Raw genomic sequence first — 20,020 nt, forward strand, 5'->3', positions numbered from 1 at the left:
AAAACACCTGTACAACTTTACTGTATAAAGAAACAGTATATACTGAATTTACATACAGTAATGTTCATTTAAACAGGTAACTAAAAATGCTGTCTCATCTAAGTGTTAATAATTTTGCCATTGTAAAATCTCTGCAGTTAGAACTCAGTACAGGTATGACAACCATCACCGGTGAAACTGGCGCAGGTAAATCGATTGCGATTGATGCACTAGGACTTTGCTTAGGTGGCAGAGCGGAAGCAGGAGCCGTTCGCGCTGGTGAAGATAAAACCGAAGTCACCGCGGCTTTTGTTATCGAAAACAACCAACAAGCAACACGTTGGCTGGAAGATAATGACTTGTTTGATGGCACTGAATGTATTTTAAGACGCACCATTACCAAAGAAGGTCGTTCGCGTGCCTTCATCAACGGCAGCCCTGTTCCGTTATCGCAATTAAAATCTCTAGGGCAGCTTCTAATCAACATCCATGGTCAGCACGCTCATCACCAGTTGATGAAAAGCGATTACCAATTGTCACTGCTAGATCAATACGCTGGTCACACTAATTTATTGCAACAAGTTCGCAATAAATACCAAGCATGGCGCAGTGCCGATATTGCACTCTCCCAATTAAAAGAAAACAGTGCTAATAACCTCGCTCAGCTTCAACTTTTAGAGTACCAAATAAAAGAACTTAATGAGCTAGCGATTGGCGAACAAGAGTTTCCCGAATTAGAACAAGAACATAAACGTCTATCCAATAGCGGAGAGTTGGCAATCACCTGTCAGCAAGCCATTGATATCATCTATGAAGGTGAAGAAGTCAATGCATTAGGTATGCTTCAAACTGTGAGCAGTAAACTGGTTCAACTTGCCGAGTTAGACACCGAATTGACTGCCCTACCCAATATGATTGAAGAAGCCATGATTCAGCTAGAGGAGGCTAATACCGAGCTGCGCAGTTACCTTGATAAGATTGATGTTGACCCTGAACGTATGGCCTATGTAGAAGAACGCTTTTCAAAGATTATGTCTCTGGCTCGAAAACACCATGTGATGCCCGAAGAGCTGTACCAACATCATCAAGATCTTCTGGGGCAAATTGAAGCACTGGACTGCTCCGATGAAAAGTTAGCGGCAATGGAGGAAGAAGTCTCTGCACATTTCGACGCTTACGTCCGCTCATGTGAAAAGCTAAGCAAATCTCGTGGACGCTACGCGAAAGAGCTCAACAAATTGATCTCACAAAGCATGCATGAATTGAGCATGGAGAAGGCCAAGTTCGCCATTACCGTTGATTTCCAGCAAGAGCATCCTTCACCAACAGGTATGGATAACGTGGTATTCGTTGTTTCCACCAACCCAGGTCAACCAATGCAACCAATCGCAAAAGTAGCCTCTGGTGGTGAGCTATCTCGAATCTCACTCGCGATTCAAGTCATTACCGCACAAAAAGTTGACACACCTAGCCTCATCTTTGACGAAGTAGATGTGGGTATCAGTGGTCCAACAGCAGCAGTCGTAGGCAAAATGTTACGTAAGCTCGGAGAATCAACTCAGGTACTGTGCGTTACCCACTTACCTCAAGTTGCGGGCCATGGCCATCAACAGCTGTTTGTTACGAAAACTACCAAAGCCAACAAAACAGAGACCAGTATGTTGACGCTAAACGAACAACAACGCATCAGTGAATTAGCGCGGTTACTGGGCGGTAGCCAGATTACCGATAGCACACTGGCCAATGCGAAAGAGCTATTAATTGCGGCGTGATTGCGGGACTTCACGATAGTTCCATTGGATTGTTTTTTTAAACAAGGATTGTAAGCTAACTCATAAAATAGCGTCTCTAGTTACAATCTAAGACAGACAAGTTTTTACTTCTGCTTCATCCTTGTTTATTATCTTTGCAGTCTCAAAAATCAAAGTCGTAAATTAAAGCTATGCAATTAAAAAAGTGGTTGATCGCATTACCACTCGCGCTCACGATGCTGACAGGATGTTCAGTGATCGAAAAAATCGTTTATCGTATCGATATCAACCAAGGTAACTTTGTTGAGCAAACGGCTGTTGAACAGCTACGTTTCGGCATGACAAAAGAACAAGTTCGTTTCGTACTTGGCTCACCTATGCTGATTGAAAATGGCTACCCAAATACTTGGTATTACATTTACCATGCAACGAAAGGTCACGATGATCCAGTGCAACGTAATCTGGTTGCCAACTTCGATGCAACAGGCACTCTCACCAGTATCTCAGGCGATTATGAAGCCAGTGACCAGTTCTACGAAAGCCTAAACTAGACATCAAAAAAGCTCGCATTTAGCGAGCTTTTCTATTTGAGTCTTTTAAACGTCACCACTAACTGGATGTAGATTCAGACTTTCTCTGCGCAGCAGGTTTTCCACCAGTAACTGGGTCAGCGGTTCCAGCCATTTTGGCCTGCTCTGCTCTCTTACGTCGAATTTCTTTCGGGTCAGCTAGCAAAGCACGATAGATTTCAATACGGTCTTTATCTCGTACTGTCGCGTCCAGCTTAACATTACGACTAAACACACCCACTTTATTGCTTTCAAGATCAATCTCAGGGTAAACCGCTAAAACGCCTGACTTTTGAATGATCTCTTCAACCGTTGACTCGTGATTTACAACCAGTTGAAACACGCGCTGCTCGTGAGGTAGTGCATACACCACTTCGACATGGATAAGCTGACTATCAGCACTCATAGGTGTACACCTCTTTGGCACGCTTGGTAAATGCATTGACCATATTACTGGTCACATCGTGGAAAATCTTACCAAACGCCAATTCAATCATTTTGCTCGAAAATTCAAATTCTAGCTTCAACTCCACTTTACAGGCCTGATCATCAAGAGGAATAAAGGACCAAACGCCTTTTAACATCTTAAATGGACCATCGACCAATTCCATGAAAATTTCGCTGCCATGCACCAAGGTATTCGCTGTCGTAAAGGTTTTACTGATCCCGGCCTTTGATACATCGACCGACGCCACCATACCTGAGTTCGATAACTCCAAAACTCGAGAGCCAGAACAACCAGGCAAAAACTCATGGTAACTGTCAACATCATTGACCAAGTTAAACATTTGATCAGCACTAAACATCACCAATGCTGAACGCGTCACTTGTTGCATAAAATTTCCTCAAAATAAAAGGCTGCCTCCGATTCTACTGTTTACCTTGAGTTAGCTCAAGTTACTCGACCTTACGTTTCGTCATAATCAAGCACGTACCCTTGTTGCTAATTTATCAATCAAGCACATAAAAGCCTTTCCTTAATCCAAAAACAGACCTTATAATGACCCCATTATGGTAAAGAAGAATTCAAAGAAAAAAGCGGGTAGCAATACCATCGCTCAGAACAAAAAAGTTCGCCACGAATATCACATCGAAGACGAAATTGAATCTGGAATTGAGCTGCAAGGATGGGAAGTAAAATCACTTCGCCAAGGCAAAGCTAATATCGCAGAAAGTTACGTCTATATCCGTGATGGTCAGGCGTACATCAGTGGCATGTCTATCATTCCACTTAACCAAGCATCTACACACATCGTGGCTGAACCGACTCGCGTTCGTAAACTACTGATGCACCGTCGTGAACTAGACAAACTTATTGGTTTGGTTAACCGTGACGGTATGACATTAGTAGCTACTGCACTTTATTGGTCTCGCTCTTGGGCGAAACTCAAAGTCGGTGTTGCGAAAGGTAAAAAGCTTCACGACAAACGTGCTGATCTTAAAGAAAAAGATTGGGCTCGCGATAAAGCACGAATTATGAAGAGTAATTTGCGTTAATAGTGACCACTTAAACTTGCAAAGCTAGACAGCGTAAGCTTTTCTGGTACTATGCAAGGAACACTTTGGGGCTGATTTAGGATTCGACAGGAATTTTGCAGTCTGAGGTGCATGCCGTGGGGCGGTTGGCCACGTAAAAAGCCGCAAAAAAATAGTCGCAAACGACGAAAACTACGCACTAGCAGCTTAATAACCTGCTCAGAGCTCTCTCGCCCTAGCTTCCGCACGTAAGACGGGGAATAACGAGAGATCAAACCCAAACGCGCTAGCCCGGATTTTCCCACCTGAGAGATGAACGGCGAATTATAATTCAGGTTAGCCATTAACTAGCGTGTCGGTTCGCAGGTTGGTGGTGAAATTAAAGATCGACTAAGCATGTAGTACCAATGATGAATGGTTTCTGGACGCGGGTTCAACTCCCGCCAGCTCCACCAAACGTTTGGAAAGGGCGATAACTCCTAGAGTTATCGCCCTTTTTGTTTCTTATGACCTTCCCCAGACGACGCCAATTCACTTTGCGGTCAAATGAGCCCTCTCAGCTCGACAATTTAGTAATCTGTAGTTGATACCGAAACAACTGTAATAATTCGAGTTACACTGAATGGATAACAATAAGTGTCGAGGGTTTATGACCATTTCTCCTGCCATTTTACGTAAGGTTTGGTACTCACCATCCATCAACTTAGGGCTGCGAGCCACCAGCGCCATTGTGATTTTTATTGGCTTAGGTGTGTTATTCCATCAAGTTAATATTGCGATGACCGCTTTGATGACAATGCCTGCAGCATTGATCAGCGGATTAGACACTGCGGGGCCTAGACGTTGGACTCGCTTTGCTATTACTGCAATGACGTGGAGTCTTACTCTCGTTGCTAGCTACGTATTGCTTTTGAGCGAATTACCCTTGTGGCTTACCTACGGTGCTATTGGTGCCGTAATGGCAAGTTTTGCCGTTAATGGACCATTCTGGGGGCGGCTGGGTATGTCGAGTTTGCTTATCGCCGCGGTGACTTTATCGCTTTATCATTCACACTCCAGCACCCTTTTGTATCCAATGTTAGTGCTTGGACCGCTCACTTTTGCGCTCTTCAGTTGGCTATGGTTTGCCTTATGGAAACATTATGCGCTGCGAGTTTGCCTCTCGGCGATCTACGAGAAACTGGCAGACTACATTCAATATCGACAAGCTTTTTTGTTAGGGAGTGAAAGTGAAGCTCCTAAGCGTCTTATCAAATACCAGCTTATTGAGCTTTTTCAACAAGCCCTTCAATCTGAGTCATTTCGCTCAAAACATGAGGACGTTAACGATCTTAGACAGGCGTTATTTCTCGCTCTGGATACTTTTGAAGTTATTCTGAGCAGTCACACTAATAACCCAGATCTGTTATCACAGTTCCAATCCAGTAAGTCGAAACGTGACCTACTATTGGTATGGAGCCAACATTGTCAGCAAAGGCTCAGACACAAAGCGAGACAGTTGCTGTACAACACGCATGAGAAGGCTGGCCATTTAAGTTCACTCGAGCAAGAAGCTCACGACCTCATTGAAGCGGTAAAGCTTGAAGATCAACCGCGTTTCCGCTACTGGGCCTATGCAATTAAACACATCTCTCATCGCATTGAGTTAAACGAACCCGCCTACGAACGCTCTTTTGAAGTACAACCCTTCGAGCTTTCCTTGCGCTGGCCAAGTAAAGACAATCCAATTTGGCGACATGTCGCTCGTGTGGGGCTAATGTTTGCCCTTGGCGCAGGCACTGCTGAGTATTTCGAATTGATTCGTCCTGATTGGGTGCTTATTTCCATGTTAATGGTGATCCAACCTAGCTTCTTAGCCACACGCAGTAAGACATGGCAGCGCTGTTTAGGCACCGCCTTGGGCGTCTTGTTTGCAACAACTGTCATTAAAACTGGAGTGCCGCCCACAGCTATATACACATTGATAATTGTATTACTGCCCGTCGCTATGCTTAATATTATGCGCCGTTATTCGCTTGCTATTGGATGCATCACCGCTTTATTAATTCTGGTTTACCATGCTATGGCTCATCAAGGGCTTAACTTTGCTGCACCACGATTGATCGATAATCTTCTTGGTGGAGCAATAGTGCTGTTAGGCTATAGCGTTTTATGGCCACAGTGGCGCGGTAAAGAAATTCACTCTCAAGCACTAAAGGCATTGGACAGCTCAAAAAGCCTTTTTGTGTATTGCTACACTCAACTGCAAGCGGAGCCGGCTCAAAGAAGCCACATAGATCTCACTAAGCAAAGAGCCGCAATGCTTACTGCCGAGAGTGACCTTGAGTTGGTATATAGTGAGATGCAACAAGAACCACGCCACACTCGCAGTGACCCACATTATTATGACGATATGCTAAGCCATTACCGACTGCTCAATCATTACCTCTGTTTGCTTTTGCCTTTGGTGCGAGCTGGCATCTCGTATCAAGGTTCCAAGCAGGTAGAGTATTTAATCAACAGCGCAATGGATGCCTTAATATTTAGTCTGCGCGACCAACAAGTTCACGAACTACCTGCTTTGAGTAATAAAACCGCAGACAAGGCACTCAGCTCTACATCAGGTCAACGCTCGGTAGAAGAGATCATATGGTTAGCATTAATGACCATTAAACAGATGCACGATTTAGTCAGGCGCAACCTTAGTAGCTAACTGCGCGAGAGACATAAGAAAAAAGAGCGACAACTACGCTAGTTATCGCTCTTGCGGTTTCAGTAAGCTGCTTATTCTTAATGTCGGTTATTTGCTTTTAACCACCCATAGCCCAAAAGCTTACTGGTGGTCAAAAGGTTGCAGGTTTTACTCGTACTACTGGCAACCTTGCTCAATGAGCTCGAGATATCCTTTCAACTCATCGTCTGGCATCTGCAGCAATGTGTCACCAACATACCACTCAATATAGCTCTGCTGTGCGAGTAGCCCTTGTTGGGGATTGCCAATCCACACACTGTGCTGCTGCGCTAAGGTATCGCGAAGGGCAATGGCTTTCTTCTGACTAATTGGCAAATGGATATGTAGCATATTAGCTTGCGGAGCTTCTGGATTCGGAGTGAGAGAGGGGTAATCTGCCAACATTTGGTAGAGCTCAAGTGTACGCTCGAATAAGGAAGGAAGTGCTTGAATACGTGATTCAAATTGCATCGCCGCTGCGACAACATATGGAGAACGCTGATAAACACTGCCACCTTGTCTGTGCATCCAAACACTCGCTTTATCAATGAAGGTTTTATCACCAAGTAACATCGCGCCAGCTAAGCCTCCGATACCTTTATAAAGAGAGACGTAAACTGAATCAAAGCCATTAGCGATCTCTTGATAAGATTTCTGGTAGTACGCGGCACTCTCCCAAAGCCGAGCTCCATCCATGTGTAAGTGAATGTTGTTGGTTTGACAGTGGTTTTTAATCGCCTCTAATTCACCAAAGCTAGGTAACTGCCCACCAATTTCTCGCATTGGTAATTCATAGACAACCGCACCAAGCGTGTCTGGAATTTGCAAAAGCGATGACACATTCCAAGGTTCATAAGGTTTGCCAACGGGCAATGCATTAAAACGATTTTGTAACTGATAGCCTTGGTTTTCATGTATATATATATGACAGGAAGGATGCATTGCCACATTGTTACTGCCTCGCTGTTCGCAGGCAATTTGCAGCGCAGTGGGCTGTGTCATAGTGCCAGTAATTACAAACAGTCCGGCTTCAAACCCGAGGAGTTCTGCAACTTGGCGCTCAAAGGATTGTATCAATTCCCCGTCACCATATTTGTCGTGCTTTACACCATTTTGCTCACACCAGGCAGCCATTTGCGAAAACATCTCTGCGGGTGTAATTGCCCGATTTCCAGGCAATACAACTTGACACTTATCCTGCATCTTATCTTCCTTTCTCATATACAACGTGCGTCAACCATGTCACCTGTCAGTTGTTTAGTAAAGAGAAGATTGTTAATCGATTGCTCAGCAGTGAGGTGTAGGTTTTGTCGGGACTTTGATTGACGAACAGGAATAACAGGAGTATCTATCAATAGATCTTCATTATTTGGATACCGCGCTTGCAACATATCAACGACCTTTTGCTCGCAATGAAACCGTTACTTGAGCAGTACGGCTACTTCGCTCTTATTGTCAGTATCTTTTTAGAAGGTATTGGTATTCCCATGCCAGGACAATCTTTGATGATTGCAGCTTCAATACTCTCTTCACAGCAGGTTATGAATCTAAGCTTGGTCCTCTCAATATCCTGGTTAAGCTGCTTTTTGGGTAATACTTGTGGCTATATGATTGGCTACTATTTTGAGGGGTGGCTAGATAAGAAGGGTTATGTATCAGGCCCTAAAATGCAAAAGCTTCAATCGATGATAAAACGCTATGGCCCTGCATGCTTAGTCATCAGCCGTTTCGTTGAAGGAATGAAGCAGTTTATGCCACTGGCGTGTGGCGTAGCAAAAATGCCGCGCAATGAGTTCTTATTAGGGAACGCTCTTGCGACCACGATTTGGGTCGCTGTATTTGGTTTACTCACTCATTTTGCTTTTGACCACCTACAGTTATTCCAGCAGTTTTATCATCAACACCGAGCGATCGTTTGGTTGGTGTCAGCCGGCTTATTTGTCGCTCTCATCGTCGCACTTATGACGAGAAAGCGACGCACAAATTAGTCAACTGTCACCGCTAACTCTAGTCGTAATATATCCATATCATCGATTGGACTGGCTTCTGCCATGGACGGTTTGAGCCCTAAACGGCGACAAACGGCAATGGCAGCCTTATTCCCTGCTTTAGTTTCAGCAAATATGGTTGTCGGAGCAAATTGACCAATACCAAACTCAATTAAAGCAGACATGGCTTCGACCGCGATGCCTCGTCCTTGCCTATCAACCGCTAAACCGAAGCCAATAGATGCTTGATTATCAGCTTCTAAGCGAAACCCAACAGTGCCAATAACTTGATGGCTCTCTTTTCCTTCAATCACAAGCTGGAATTTGGTGCGTGGAAGCTGCTCTGATTGCTCGACAAACATTTCCAGTAAATGCGCATTAAACTCCGGCGAGCACTCTTCTTTTGGATAGAAGGTTTGATACTTGGGATGAGACGTTATGGTGAGCCATGCCTCGATATCACCCAGTTGAAAGTCACGTAAAATAAGTCGTTCTGTTTCTAGCGTTAATTGCATTTTGTTCTCTTTTTAAATCGGGCACACATATCTGCCGCCTAATTTTGGCAAGGCTGCATGTTTATCACACTCATCAACTCAATAGAGTGACGAAGGTAGCTATTTGGCTACCGAAAAGGTTCAGTGTAGAACAAGCGGTGATATTTGGAGTCGTAATTGTAATTAATGCGATCCTTGCTGCTTTTCAAGCTGTAAAAAAATCGCTACCATTTACAAGTCGTTAAGACATTAACTTTTATTCTCAGGGCGGGGCGAAATTCCCCACCGGCGGTAAATCAATGTTTGATAAGCCCGCGAGCGCTTAACTTTATGGAGTTAAGGTCAGCAGATCTGGTGAGAATCCAGAGCCGACGGTTAAAGTCCGGATGGGAGAGGATAATGATATTTACAGATACTGTAGTGAGTGCTCACTACAGTTTGCTGTGCGTATTGTTGCGCACGTTGTAAATATAGAATGATACCTCCTTGCTTTACGGCGATGCGGGTGTCGTTCATCTATCTTTTGGATCTGTGTATTTTCATACAGGGTCCCCATACCTATGCCCTGATTCTGGTATTTTTATTTAGGAGTATTACCATGAATCAGAACCAAACTTCATTGCTATCTGAATTTGGCAACCCACTAGAGCGCGTTGAAATCGCATTACAAGCCCTTCGAGAAGGTCGCGGTGTATTGCTACTCGATGACGAAGATCGTGAAAACGAAGGCGATATCATCTATTCCGTTGATCACTTAACTAACCAGCAAATGGCGCTTATGATTCGTGAGTGCAGTGGTATTGTTTGCCTGTGTATTACTGATGAACAAGCCAAGCAACTTGACTTACCGCCTATGGTTGAGAACAACAACAGCGCTAACCAAACTGCATTTACCGTCTCTATCGAAGCAAAAGTGGGAGTGACAACTGGCGTTTCTGCCGCTGATCGTGTCACAACTATCAAGACAGCATGTCAAACTGGTGCTCGACCAGAAGATCTTGCTCGTCCAGGGCACGTTTTCCCGCTACGTGCGAAGCAAGGTGGAGTACTAACTCGTCGTGGTCACACTGAAGGAACCATTGACCTGATGCAAATGGCTGGCTTATCACCATTTGGTGTACTTTGTGAAGTCACTAACCCAGACGGAACAATGGCGAAAGCTCCAGAAATCGTTGCATTTGGTAAGCTTCATGACATGCCAGTGCTGACGATTGAAGATATGGTTCAATATCGCCTAGCAACGGCAGAGCAGTCAGCTTAAGCCCCTACTTCAATGAAAATCGCCACCTAATATTAGGTGGCGATTTTGGTTCTAGCATTTAGCTATTGAGTTCTTGCCTTTCTTATTGGCATGCACCGGTATTTTCCCAGACACCCCACTCGCCTGTTTTCGTAGGATCTTCACCCTGCGTCCACCATTTGGCTTTGTAGTTCTGGCCTTGGTAAATCACTTGATCACCACCAGTGTACACCGCTGCCGCATCCCAATTATCTTCACAAGTACCACCAATTGGTCCATCGGCACTCACCGTAACAGTATGAGTCTGACTGGTACTTAGTGAGCCATCACTAATGGTCACAGTGAAGGTATAACTCGTATCGGCAGAAACACTAGGTGCCGAAAAGCTCACTGAACTGCCTAGAACAGATACATCTAGACCATTGGGTGTCTGCCAACTGAAACTCAACATATCGTTTTCTGCATCTGTTGATGCACTGGCATCCAACACCACAGCTTCATTAGCGCTAGCAGTAGTCGGTCCAGTAATGACCGCGTTCGGCGCAGTATTATCTGGAGTCGTCACTTTTGGAGTGACATTAATCCTTAGCACGTCTGTGGCCGTTGCACCTTCATTATCCGTTACCGTCACCGTAAACTGATAAGTCTGTGTCGCAGTGACCTCTTGAGCATCAAAACTCGCTTGAACCGTATCGGATCCAACAAGAACTACCGCGTCACCACCAGTTTGCACCCAGCTATAGCTTACGATAGAGCCATCACTATCACGTGATGCACTAGCATCTAATGTTACTGTCGCAGGGCCTTGAACTGATTGGTCTGCACCAGCACTGGCAAAGGGTGCACGATTGCTTGGTGTTCCGCCAGCTAAACTCTCATGCATTGCATTAAGAATGTCACCATTATCAGCATCAATCTCCCATGAAAATAAGCCTGCAAGTCCAAGGCTTTGAACATAAGCACCTTTCGCTTTCACTGAACGGTCATCGTCGAAAGTAATCAAATCGCCAGTTGTTTGATTCCAGACATAGGCCGCTTCAGCCATCGCATCGTAACCGTACTCAAAACCGTTGACTCCAGTGTCGTCTGGACCAAGCATATACTCTTTTATGCCTTTGTAATCAATGACACCATCTTCCCATACTCCTTGAGCTGTTGAACCCTTCAGTTTGCCGGTCGCAACGCCAGTCATAGGATCTGTGGGGTCAGTTAAAGTATCAGGTGTTACCCCAGTCCAACCTCGGCCATACATGGCGGCACCCAATACCAACTTGTTCGCAGGTACACCTTGAGCTAACAATAACTGAATACCGTTGTTCGCAGTATAGGCAGGCCCTTTGTATGGAATCCCTTCGGCATCAACACCCGTTCCATCACATTGCCCAGGACGCATAAAGTTGCCACAATACAACGCGGCTTGGTGTCCAGGAACATTATTCCAGCCGCCATAGAAGTCATATGTCATGGCAAAGATGTAATCCATATATGGAATCGCTTTGCCATAATCCACGTCTTCAATCTTGTCATGACCAACGCCTATCGCAGAAGTCAGTTCGTACTCTCTGCCTGTTTCTGCTTCAAGCTCATCCAACATAGCTCGCAGTTCGCTCATCAAATCGATGTAAGCCGGACCATCATTTACTGGGTCACCTAAATCTGGTGCAGCACCATCCCCACCCGGATACTCCCAATCGATATCCACGCCATCATAGAACTTCCACGTATTGAGAAAGCGTTTCACAGACGCGACGAATATGTCTCGATTGGCTTTATCGGTAAAACTGTAAAATGGGTCTGAAAGAGTCCAACCACCAATGGAAGGGAGAATTTTAAGATCGGGATTACGCTGCTTTAGTGCCATTAACATGGCATAGTTGCCTTTAATTGGCGTGTTGTAGTCATGACCAGCTTGAGTGAAGCTTTTCTGGTACGCAGCCCAAGGGTCGTGAATAACTACTTCAAAGTCTTGCATGCCCTTACAGGCGGTCTGCAGGGCATTAAAGCTGTTGCCCCCCACAGATTTCACCGATTCATTAGGACCACAAATCGGGATAAAACCATAGATAATGTGGGTTAGGTTGTCTGCCGGAATGTTGTCTACTGTGTAGTCACGCCCATAAATTCCCCATTCCACAAAGTAGGTGCCGACGACCATATTAGGGTCGGTATTATAAGACTTGTTGTTGGGGTCAATATTCATTGTCAAAGGGGCTAGATGAGAGCCATCAGTATCAGCAACCACCAGCTCCATTGGCGCACTTTTGCTACATCCCGTTGCATCACACGCTTCCACTTGCATTTGATACAAACCACCCTGACCATAACCAAACGTAGCGGTTGTTTGGCTACCAGTTATTGGCCCTGTCGCCACCTTATTGCCATCAAAGTAGATGTTATAAGTATCTCCAGTGGTACCACTCCACTGATTAAATGTGATTTTGATCTCTGCTAGATCGTTGTATTGAACCATCTGGTCGTAGCCAGAGGTGGTCTCCATAGCCAATTGGATTTTCGAAAACTGAAGATTATTCGAGCCCCAGACGTCAATTGAGGGTTTTGCTGGCGCAGCATTGACACTTTGGCTTACCGCCAAAGCAACCGCCGATACCCCTAATAATAGATTTTTCATTATTTGTTCTCTTTCCCTGAAAGGTCTAATGACGCTGCTCACACCTGTTATAAAAGTGTGAACATCGAGAACAATTAATAGAACTTGGGGTTTATTTTGTGTTCAAAAAATAAACTCACTTCGAGTCACCACTCAAAAATACTCAATATGTAACAAGAATTTTCATTCACATTTTTACTTTGTGCCCAGAATTTTATTCTTGTGATGGCGCCTCCTTCCTTAAAAAACACCAAACCCATTCACCAAGAGAATAAGCGCACTTGGAGGTATTTTCCGTTTAAGTCGATGAGCTCACGTTTTAATTCTGGAAAAAAACCAGCGCTTGTATAACAATGTCCTTTCTCATTAGTCGGGGAGCGTTTTCGCTGAGATCACCAAAGTGGTGAGACCCGTTGAACCTGATTCAGTTAGCACTGGCGTAGGGAACTGATAGACACCGCACTAAGACTCTGCGTCCGCAGTGGATCTTTGCCCTGCCTATTTTGTGTTCCTACCCTGAAAAGGAACATGATATGACATCATCAACCTCTAAAACTCCTATTGTATTGACAATCGCTGGCTCCGATTCTGGCGGTGGCGCTGGAATTCAGGCTGACATTAAAGCCATCTCAGCAACAGGTTCTTATGCGTGCTCAGTCATTACTGCGTTGACCGCTCAAAACACGCAAGGTGTGTCTGGTATTCTCGGTATTGATCCTCAATTTGTGCAGGCGCAATTAGACGCGGTATTCAGCGACTTAGATGTAGTGGCGGTAAAGATCGGTATGCTTGCTGACGCGAGTATAATTCGCGCTGTGGCTGAAAAGATTCGTCAATATCAGCCAAAGCATGTGGTTCTAGACCCTGTCATGGTCGCTACCAGTGGCGACCTGCTATTAGAACCTTCCGCTATTGATGCGTTAAAAACGGAATTACTCCCTTTAGCGACAGTGATCACACCTAATTTACCTGAAGGTGCAGCCCTACTTGGCACCCAAGTTCCGCAATCCCAAAATGACATGGAAGCGTTGATTGACCAGTTACGCGAACTCAATACGTCAGCGATTTTGCTTAAAGGTGGTCACCTTGAGTCAGACTCCAGCAGTAATGACTTACTGATTACTCAAAATGATGTGTCTATCTTTGAAACAACGCGTATCAATACCAAGAATACTCATGGTACAGGTTGCACATTAAGCTCTGCCATCGCGTCTTACTTGGCTCAAAATAATTCCTTACATCAAGCGATCTCCAACGGTAAAAGCTACATTACTCAAGCGATTGCCCACGCCGATGAGCTCGACATCGGTAAGGGGCACGGTCCTGTTCACCACTTTTACGCGCTGAACCGATGAACGATATTCGTATTGAAAACGCCACGCTCACCTATTTAGGTGACGCTCAACCGATATTCTCAGACTTGAGCGTACAGTTTGAAGCGGGAAGCTGGACCGCTTTGTTAGGACCTAGTGGCTGCGGGAAGTCGACATTGCTGCGCTATATCGCTGGGCTACTAACGGAAAAAGTCACCTTTACCGCCAAAACTGTAGTTCCTAGCCTTACTCAGCTGTCGAGCAACGTAGCCTACATGGCGCAGCAAGACTTACTTATGCCTTGGTTAACCGTTGTTGATAATGTGTGTTTAGCTACACGTTTAAATGGTCAGCGTGTCGAAGCCAATACGAAAGCCAAAGCCATGGCGTTATTGGAACAGGTTGGACTCGATAGCAAAGCGAATGTTCTGCCCAACGAACTATCTGGCGGACAAAAACAGCGCGTTGCATTAGCTCGAACTTTAATGCAAGACAAATCGATAGTGTTGATGGACGAGCCATTTTCTGCGCTTGATGCCGTCACTAGACATAAATTGCAAAATCTTGCCGCTCAGTTGTTGTGTGATAAAACAGTATTATTGATCACCCACGATCCTCAAGAAGCCTTGAGGCTCGGCGAGCAAATATTGGTCATGAACGGGAAACCCGCTCAGCTCAATAAAGTCGTCCCTCCACAATCGGCTATTCCTAGAGATATCGATGGCGAATTCGCAACCATCCAACAATCCATCCTAGAACATTTAGGGGGACACTCGTGACAGTCTTAACACAAGTCGCTGAACAAAGCCGTCGACAGGCGGCTGCTCAGAAAAAACAAGGGATAAGCACACTATTGCGAGTACTGGTTAGCTTCCTGATTATCTTAGGGCTTTGGAAAGCTATCGTGGTGCTGTTTGAGCTCCCCAGTTTTATCTTACCAGCACCCGAGGCCGTACTCGTTAAGCTGGTCGAGCGTCAAGATGTACTTCTTAAACACACTTGGGTTACGACACAAGAGATCCTGCTCGGGCTCCTACTTGGCTTATCAATGGGGCTGTTCTTTGCACTGCAGATGCTGTTGTTTCAGCCCGTCAAACGTTGGCTCCTGCCGATTTTAATAACCAGCCAGGCTATCCCAGTGTTCGCTCTCGCTCCAATTCTGATGCTGTGGCTGGGCTACGGTATCGCTTCCAAAGTGGTCATGGCAGCACTGATTATCTTCTTTCCCGTTACCACTTGTTGCTATGACGGACTACGTAATACGCCTGTGGGCTATTTGGATTTGTCACAGACTATGGGGGCTAGCCGCTTCCGACAACTATGGCACATACGTTTACCAGCCTCGCTACCTGTCCTTGCCTCTGGTATACGAGTCGCCGTCGTAGTTGCTCCTATCGGTGCTGTCGCTGGCGAATGGGTTGGTTCAAGTGAGGGTTTGGGGTATCTCATGTTGCAAGCCAATGCTCGCATGTTAATTGATGAAATGTTTGCGGCGCTGTTTATTTTAGCCAGCGTCTCAGTCGCGCTTTACTTTTTTACCGATTGGGGGCTCAAGCGCCTAATCCCTTGGGAAAATAAATAACAATCAAAAGGAAAAACCATGAAATCCATGCTCAAACTCGCTGCGGCTCTGCTGCTAACTACAGCCAGCATCATGCCAGCTCACGCTGCAGAAAAAAAACTCACGCTAATGCTCGACTGGTTTGTTAACCCAAATCATGGCCCTATCGTCATTGCTCAAGAGAAAGGTTACTTCAAGGAGCAAGGGCTTGATGTTGATATTCAAGAACCAGCCGACCCAAGCACACCAGCCAAACTGGTTGCTGCGGGGAAAGTCGACCTTGCGGTTTCGTATCAAACTAGCCTTACTATCGACGTAGCTGCCGGACTGCCACTGATCCGCAGCGCAACTCTGATCGCAACGCCGCTTAATACCATGATGGTATTGGACAATGGCAAGATAAACACACTAGCAGACCTAAAAGGTAAGAAAATTGGTATTGCTATCGCAGGTAACGAAGAAGCGACCATAGGTACCATGCTCAGTACCGAGGGAGTGGCATTTGACGAAGTACAGATCATTAATGTTGGTTGGGCTCTCTCCTCTTCCCTTGCTTCAGGAAAAGTAGACGCGATTTGGGGTGGTTTGAGAAACTTTGAAACCAACCAGCTAGAACTTGAAGGTTATAAACCAAAAGCCTTTTTCCCAGAAGAACACGGTGTTCCAACTTATGAGGAACTAGTGTTTGTTGCCAATGCCAACAGTTATGACAAAGATGCCATCGTAAAATTCAACCGTGCGATTGAAAAGGCCACCACTTACATAGTGAATCACCCAACAGCTTCTTGGAATGAGTTTGTTGCCTACGCACCAGACACGTTAAACAACGAACTCAATAAAAGAGCGTGGCGTGACACATTGACTCGATTTGCGCTTAGACCATCTGCGGTTGATGCGACCAAATATGACGCGTTCACCGAATTCATGTATCAACACAAAATTATCAGTGCTAAGCCAAAAGCAGAGACCATCGTACCTGTACTTTAGGAGTGACCATGAACCATCAAGACTTAATTAACGCTTGCCAACAAGAGTGGTTGGCTTACACCGAACATGACTTCGTCAAGCAATTAGCCGTGGGGACTCTCGCTCAGCAGGCGTATTTACACTATTTAAAGCAGGATTTTCTATTCTTAAAGCAGTACGCTCGTGCCTATGCACTAGCCATCTACAAAGCCAAAACACTTGCTCAAATGCGCGAAGCGGTACCAAGTGTTGAGGCACTATTAAATTCTGAGATTGGCCACCATGTCACTTATTGCCAGCAGTGGGGAATCACTGAAGCAGATATGGAAGCGGAAGTCGAAGATTTTGGTACCGTAGCGTACACACGGTATGTTCTAGATGCAGGAATGACGGGCGAATTAGTTGATCTTTATGCTGCACTAGCACCTTGTGCCATCGGCTATGCCGTTATCGGTGACAACTTACTCAAAAGCGCCGATACCATGCTAGAAGATAACCCCTATCGTAGTTGGATAGAACTGTATGGCAGCGAAGAATTCCAGTCAGGTGTGCACACCAGTATCAAACGATTAGACGCGCTACTAAAAGACATTGACCTACAAAGCCAGAGAGCACAAGAGATCATACATGTGTTTAAAACGGCAACTCGCATGGAAATTGCCTTTTGGCAACAAGGCTTAGATGTCGCCTAATCTAAAGCCGACCATTTAGGTCGGCTTTTTTTATCTCTTTAAAGAAAGCAAATAACAAACAAATATCACACAAACAACCCGCATTTAAAATTTTGTGCCTGCCATCACGTGTTAACACAATATTTACATCCAACCTTAACATTTGCAACAAACTTAGGTAGGATGCGCGAAGTGTTTTATAAATTCAAACACTTCGCGCTCAGCTTTCTCATGCTTTTCGTGCAAGCAAGGACGATTGGGAAACGGTGGGTATCAACAATAGCTTTTGAACAATCAGAACATCAGTCGCTGAGCTTCAAAAGCTACCCCAGCTTTACAGGGAAGAACTATGCAGTCTTTGGTTGATTTTTTAAACGGGATAATCTGGAGTCCCGCTCTAATTTACTTGTGTCTTGGTGCTGGCCTTTTTTATTCAGTGCTCACTCGTTTTGTACAGGTGCGTCATTTCTTCGAAATGTGGCGTCTATTACTTTCCGGTAAAAGCTCAGAAAAAGGGATCTCCTCATTTCAAGCTTTAGCGGTTTCACTTTCTGGTCGCGTTGGTACGGGTAATATTGCCGGTGTCGCTGCGGCTATTGGTTTTGGTGGTCCAGGCGCAGTTTTCTGGATGTGGATGGTTGCGTTTTTTGGCGCAGCAACAGCCTATATCGAATCCACGCTCGCTCAAATCTATAAAGAAGAAGATGAAGGGCAATTTCGTGGCGGCCCAGCTTATTACATAGAAAAAGCGATGGGACAAAAATGGTACGCATGGATCTTTGCTATTGCGACTATTTTCGCTTGTGGTGTTCTTCTACCTGGTGTTCAATCGAACAGCATTGGTAATGCAGTAGAAACCGCATTCGGCACAGGCGCTATGATTGACACTGCTATCGGTACCATCAGTTTTGCTAAAATTTTCACTGGTGCAGTTATTTCCGTCATTCTTGCGTTCATCATTTTTGGTGGCGTAAAACGAATCGCAAACTTCACACAAATCGTTGTGCCATTTATGGCTCTAGCGTACATCATCATCGCGTTCGTGATTATTCTGCTTAACATCGGTGAAGTACCGGGGATTGTTAGTATGATTATTGGCGATGCATTTACCCCAATGGCAGGCTTCGGCGCGGCAATTGGCTGGGGTGTAAAACGTGGCGTCTACTCTAACGAAGCAGGCCAAGGTACTGGTCCACATGCAGCTGCAGCAGCAAACGTTGATCACCCAGCACAGCAGGGTTTAGTGCAATCTTTCTCTATCTATATTGATACGCTTCTAGTGTGTTCTGCGACAGCATTTATGATTCTTATCACAGGTGCGTACAACGTTCATGGTCCAGAGAGTACGTTCTTGGTACAAAACCTTGCCGAAACCGTTGGGGCTAATGGTCCTGCGTTTACTCAGTTAGCTATCGAAAGCACAATGCCTGGTGTTGGTAAGCTGTTTATCGCATTTGCACTATTCTTCTTCGCATTTACGACCATTCTGGCGTACTACTATATTGCAGAGACAAATATCGCTTACATTCGCCGTACTTTTAAAATCAACGGCTTGATGTTCATCTTGAAACTTGTGCTAATCACATCTGTGTTTTATGGAACAGTGAAAGCGGCTAACCTTGCTTGGGCAATGGGTGATGTGGGTGTTGGTCTGATGGCATGGTTAAACATCGTGGGCATTTTGATCATCTTCTTTATTGCCAAACCAGCAATCATTGCGCTCAAAGATTATGAGAAACAGCAAGAGCAAGGTGTAGAAGAGTACACATTCAACCCTGTCGCACTTGGTATTAAAGGTGCAGACTACTGGGAAGGTCGCTACGAACGTAAAACAGGTAAAAAGCCTGAAGCGCCTCAAGAGGCGGGCTCCGCATCCACTCAGACACAGACATCTTAATTAAGAATTGATGTTCACTTTGGGTAGGTATCTGCCTGTGCAGGGATGACATGAAACATGCTCATCGCATAAAAAAAGGGGTAGCTTAGCTACCCCTTTTTTCATTCACTGTTCCCGAATGAATGAAACTTAAATTATGCTGCCACTTCTTGAGTGTTCATTGCTGGCGCTTTTTTCTCACCGATAGGGAGAATAGTGCGACCATATTCGTTGTTAAGTACTTGAGCCATAGCGAAGTAAATCGCGCTCGCGCCGCAGAAGATACCTTCAAAGCCAGCAATAGTGCCAATCAATTCGCTGCCGAAGAAATCACGCGCTGCTAACAAGAAAAATAGGATAGTCAGAGAACCAAAGACCACTTGCTTAGCCACTGGGTAGCAAAGTGAACCAATGAACATGAAGCCAGTGAACACACCCCATAGCAGTAAATACCAACCCATAAATTTCGCAGGGCTTGCAGGAAGACCCATGTAAGGCATTACGATAATACCCACTAGCGTTAACCAGAATAAGCCGTACGACGTGAATGCCGTAGTGCCAAAAGTGTCACCACGCTTAAAGCACATCATGCCAACAAACACTTGGCTAAGACCGCCATAAAAAATACCCATAGCAAGAATCATTGAATCAATCGGAAAGAAACCTGCATTGTGGATGTTAAGCAGAATGGTAGTCATACCAAAACCCATTAGGCCAAGTGGCGCAGGGTTTGCGAGTTTGTTCGACATGTAAAAGAGCCTTCGATTAAAAATTAGTGGTAAAAGTTATAGAAAAATTTTAATCGATATTTGTGACAT

At 45.1% G+C, this 20,020-nt stretch carries 19 protein-coding genes, 1 other RNA gene and 2 riboswitches; of the genes, 13 read left to right on the plus strand and 7 right to left on the minus strand.

Annotation, left to right across the window (positions count from 1 at the left end):
- Positions 1 to 86: 86 nt before the first annotated feature.
- Together recN and bamE are read left to right on the plus strand one after the other, a co-directional pair.
- Positions 87 to 1,751 carry a DNA repair protein RecN gene (gene recN, locus OH456_RS19655; RefSeq protein ID WP_006072519.1) on the plus strand — a complete coding sequence of 555 codons (1,665 nt, stop codon included), beginning with the start codon at positions 87 to 89 and terminating at the stop codon, positions 1,749 to 1,751.
- 170 nt (positions 1,752 to 1,921) lie between these two features.
- On the plus strand, positions 1,922 to 2,281 hold the full coding sequence (gene bamE, locus OH456_RS19660; protein WP_006072521.1) for an outer membrane protein assembly factor BamE: 360 nt from the start codon (positions 1,922 to 1,924) through the stop codon (positions 2,279 to 2,281).
- 58 nt (positions 2,282 to 2,339) lie between these two features.
- Here the strand turns inward: bamE and OH456_RS19665 are convergent, their stop codons facing one another.
- Together OH456_RS19665 and OH456_RS19670 are read right to left on the minus strand one after the other, a co-directional pair.
- The gene (locus tag OH456_RS19665; protein ID WP_038227934.1) at positions 2,340 to 2,705 is read right to left on the minus strand and encodes an RnfH family protein; all 366 of its coding nucleotides are present in this window, start codon (positions 2,703 to 2,705) and stop codon (positions 2,340 to 2,342) included.
- Positions 2,695 to 3,135 (minus strand): SRPBCC family protein, encoded by a 441-nt coding sequence (locus OH456_RS19670; RefSeq protein ID WP_006072526.1) that lies wholly within the window; start codon positions 3,133 to 3,135, stop codon positions 2,695 to 2,697. The genes OH456_RS19665 and OH456_RS19670 overlap by 11 nt, the downstream gene beginning before the upstream one ends.
- Before the next feature lie 175 nt (positions 3,136 to 3,310).
- On the opposite strand from OH456_RS19670, the gene smpB reads away from it, so the two are divergent.
- The 3 genes from smpB to OH456_RS19685 all read left to right on the plus strand — a co-directional run bounded on the left by smpB (position 3,311) and on the right by OH456_RS19685 (position 6,467).
- The gene (gene smpB / locus OH456_RS19675; RefSeq protein ID WP_006072527.1) at positions 3,311 to 3,796 is read left to right on the plus strand and encodes an SsrA-binding protein SmpB; all 486 of its coding nucleotides are present in this window, start codon (positions 3,311 to 3,313) and stop codon (positions 3,794 to 3,796) included.
- Between the two features lie 67 nt (positions 3,797 to 3,863).
- Positions 3,864 to 4,230, plus strand: a transfer-messenger RNA (tmRNA) gene (ssrA, locus tag OH456_RS19680).
- Between the two features lie 194 nt (positions 4,231 to 4,424).
- Entirely contained in the window at positions 4,425 to 6,467 is a 2,043-nt protein-coding gene (locus OH456_RS19685; protein WP_270034101.1) for an FUSC family protein, read from the plus strand.
- A 156-nt stretch (positions 6,468 to 6,623) separates the two neighbouring features.
- Here the strand turns inward: OH456_RS19685 and OH456_RS19690 are convergent, their stop codons facing one another.
- Positions 6,624 to 7,688: a threonine aldolase family protein gene (locus OH456_RS19690; protein ID WP_270034087.1), complete on the minus strand. Its 1,065-nt coding sequence runs from the start codon at positions 7,686 to 7,688 to the stop codon at positions 6,624 to 6,626.
- Positions 7,689 to 7,702: 14 nt separating this feature from the next.
- A complete protein-coding gene (locus OH456_RS19695) occupies positions 7,703 to 7,876 on the minus strand; it encodes a hypothetical protein (RefSeq protein ID WP_156020474.1) in 174 nt (57 codons plus the stop codon).
- A 21-nt stretch (positions 7,877 to 7,897) separates the two neighbouring features.
- On the opposite strand from OH456_RS19695, the gene OH456_RS19700 reads away from it, so the two are divergent.
- The gene (locus tag OH456_RS19700; protein ID WP_038167581.1) at positions 7,898 to 8,473 is read left to right on the plus strand and encodes a DedA family protein; all 576 of its coding nucleotides are present in this window, start codon (positions 7,898 to 7,900) and stop codon (positions 8,471 to 8,473) included.
- Here the strand turns inward: OH456_RS19700 and OH456_RS19705 are convergent.
- The gene (locus OH456_RS19705) at positions 8,470 to 8,988 is read right to left on the minus strand and encodes a GNAT family N-acetyltransferase (protein WP_124940197.1); all 519 of its coding nucleotides are present in this window, start codon (positions 8,986 to 8,988) and stop codon (positions 8,470 to 8,472) included. The genes OH456_RS19700 and OH456_RS19705 overlap by 4 nt on opposite strands.
- A gap of 233 nt (positions 8,989 to 9,221) precedes the next feature.
- A riboswitch (FMN riboswitch) is annotated at positions 9,222 to 9,369 on the plus strand.
- Between the two features lie 196 nt (positions 9,370 to 9,565).
- Here OH456_RS19705 and ribB point away from each other — a divergent pair.
- Positions 9,566 to 10,228: a 3,4-dihydroxy-2-butanone-4-phosphate synthase gene (gene ribB / locus OH456_RS19710; protein WP_006072538.1), complete on the plus strand. Its 663-nt coding sequence runs from the start codon at positions 9,566 to 9,568 to the stop codon at positions 10,226 to 10,228.
- Positions 10,229 to 10,310: 82 nt separating this feature from the next.
- On the opposite strand, the gene OH456_RS19715 is transcribed toward ribB, so the two are convergent.
- Positions 10,311 to 12,836, minus strand: coding sequence for a glycosyl hydrolase family 18 protein (locus OH456_RS19715; protein WP_270034088.1), 2,526 nt, complete (start codon positions 12,834 to 12,836; stop codon positions 10,311 to 10,313).
- Positions 12,837 to 13,176: 340 nt separating this feature from the next.
- Positions 13,177 to 13,278, plus strand: a riboswitch (TPP riboswitch).
- 70 nt (positions 13,279 to 13,348) lie between these two features.
- Here OH456_RS19715 and thiD point away from each other — a divergent pair.
- The 6 genes from thiD to OH456_RS19745 all read left to right on the plus strand — a co-directional run bounded on the left by thiD (position 13,349) and on the right by OH456_RS19745 (position 19,223).
- Positions 13,349 to 14,170 (plus strand): bifunctional hydroxymethylpyrimidine kinase/phosphomethylpyrimidine kinase, encoded by an 822-nt coding sequence (gene thiD / locus OH456_RS19720; RefSeq protein ID WP_270034089.1) that lies wholly within the window; start codon positions 13,349 to 13,351, stop codon positions 14,168 to 14,170.
- A complete protein-coding gene (locus tag OH456_RS19725; RefSeq protein WP_031493799.1) occupies positions 14,167 to 14,907 on the plus strand; it encodes an ABC transporter ATP-binding protein in 741 nt (246 codons plus the stop codon). Before thiD ends, OH456_RS19725 begins: the two co-directional genes overlap by 4 nt.
- Positions 14,908 to 14,969: 62 nt before the next feature.
- Positions 14,970 to 15,710 carry an ABC transporter permease gene (locus OH456_RS19730; RefSeq protein ID WP_373455219.1) on the plus strand — a complete coding sequence of 247 codons (741 nt, stop codon included), beginning with the start codon at positions 14,970 to 14,972 and terminating at the stop codon, positions 15,708 to 15,710.
- Between the two features lie 18 nt (positions 15,711 to 15,728).
- On the plus strand, positions 15,729 to 16,676 hold the full coding sequence (locus tag OH456_RS19735; RefSeq protein ID WP_198558211.1) for an ABC transporter substrate-binding protein: 948 nt from the start codon (positions 15,729 to 15,731) through the stop codon (positions 16,674 to 16,676).
- A gap of 8 nt (positions 16,677 to 16,684) precedes the next feature.
- Positions 16,685 to 17,347 (plus strand): thiaminase II, encoded by a 663-nt coding sequence (gene tenA, locus OH456_RS19740; protein WP_006072547.1) that lies wholly within the window; start codon positions 16,685 to 16,687, stop codon positions 17,345 to 17,347.
- A gap of 328 nt (positions 17,348 to 17,675) precedes the next feature.
- Positions 17,676 to 19,223 carry an alanine/glycine:cation symporter family protein gene (locus OH456_RS19745; protein ID WP_240207470.1) on the plus strand — a complete coding sequence of 516 codons (1,548 nt, stop codon included), beginning with the start codon at positions 17,676 to 17,678 and terminating at the stop codon, positions 19,221 to 19,223.
- A 134-nt stretch (positions 19,224 to 19,357) separates the two neighbouring features.
- Here the strand turns inward: OH456_RS19745 and OH456_RS19750 are convergent, their stop codons facing one another.
- Positions 19,358 to 19,951 carry an acetate uptake transporter gene (locus OH456_RS19750; RefSeq protein WP_006072549.1) on the minus strand — a complete coding sequence of 198 codons (594 nt, stop codon included), beginning with the start codon at positions 19,949 to 19,951 and terminating at the stop codon, positions 19,358 to 19,360.
- Positions 19,952 to 20,020: the final 69 nt, after the last annotated feature.

The organism is Vibrio sp. La 4.2.2, assembly GCF_027586995.1.
Taxonomy (GTDB): domain Bacteria; phylum Pseudomonadota; class Gammaproteobacteria; order Enterobacterales; family Vibrionaceae; genus Vibrio; species Vibrio mediterranei.

Excerpts from the sequence above, each read along its gene's own strand:
- OH456_RS19695 (WP_156020474.1), bottom strand. The coding sequence starts at position 7,876 with ATGTTGCAAGCGCGGTATCCAAATAATGAAGATCTATTGATAGATACT.
- bamE (WP_006072521.1), top strand. The coding sequence starts at position 1,922 with ATGCAATTAAAAAAGTGGTTGATCGCATTACCACTCGCGCTCACGATG.
- tenA (WP_006072547.1), top strand. The coding sequence starts at position 16,685 with ATGAACCATCAAGACTTAATTAACGCTTGCCAACAAGAGTGGTTGGCT.
- OH456_RS19750 (WP_006072549.1), bottom strand. The coding sequence starts at position 19,951 with ATGTCGAACAAACTCGCAAACCCTGCGCCACTTGGCCTAATGGGTTTT.
- OH456_RS19705 (WP_124940197.1), bottom strand. The coding sequence starts at position 8,988 with ATGCAATTAACGCTAGAAACAGAACGACTTATTTTACGTGACTTTCAA.
- ribB (WP_006072538.1), top strand. The coding sequence starts at position 9,566 with ATGAATCAGAACCAAACTTCATTGCTATCTGAATTTGGCAACCCACTA.
- OH456_RS19690 (WP_270034087.1), bottom strand. The coding sequence starts at position 7,688 with ATGCAGGATAAGTGTCAAGTTGTATTGCCTGGAAATCGGGCAATTACA.
- thiD (WP_270034089.1), top strand. The coding sequence starts at position 13,349 with ATGACATCATCAACCTCTAAAACTCCTATTGTATTGACAATCGCTGGC.
- OH456_RS19670 (WP_006072526.1), bottom strand. The coding sequence starts at position 3,135 with ATGCAACAAGTGACGCGTTCAGCATTGGTGATGTTTAGTGCTGATCAA.
- recN (WP_006072519.1), top strand. The coding sequence starts at position 87 with ATGCTGTCTCATCTAAGTGTTAATAATTTTGCCATTGTAAAATCTCTG.
- OH456_RS19735 (WP_198558211.1), top strand. The coding sequence starts at position 15,729 with ATGAAATCCATGCTCAAACTCGCTGCGGCTCTGCTGCTAACTACAGCC.
- OH456_RS19665 (WP_038227934.1), bottom strand. The coding sequence starts at position 2,705 with ATGAGTGCTGATAGTCAGCTTATCCATGTCGAAGTGGTGTATGCACTA.
- smpB (WP_006072527.1), top strand. The coding sequence starts at position 3,311 with ATGGTAAAGAAGAATTCAAAGAAAAAAGCGGGTAGCAATACCATCGCT.
- OH456_RS19685 (WP_270034101.1), top strand. The coding sequence starts at position 4,425 with ATGACCATTTCTCCTGCCATTTTACGTAAGGTTTGGTACTCACCATCC.
- OH456_RS19715 (WP_270034088.1), bottom strand. The coding sequence starts at position 12,836 with ATGAAAAATCTATTATTAGGGGTATCGGCGGTTGCTTTGGCGGTAAGC.
- OH456_RS19745 (WP_240207470.1), top strand. The coding sequence starts at position 17,676 with ATGCAGTCTTTGGTTGATTTTTTAAACGGGATAATCTGGAGTCCCGCT.
- OH456_RS19700 (WP_038167581.1), top strand. The coding sequence starts at position 7,898 with ATGAAACCGTTACTTGAGCAGTACGGCTACTTCGCTCTTATTGTCAGT.
- OH456_RS19725 (WP_031493799.1), top strand. The coding sequence starts at position 14,167 with ATGAACGATATTCGTATTGAAAACGCCACGCTCACCTATTTAGGTGAC.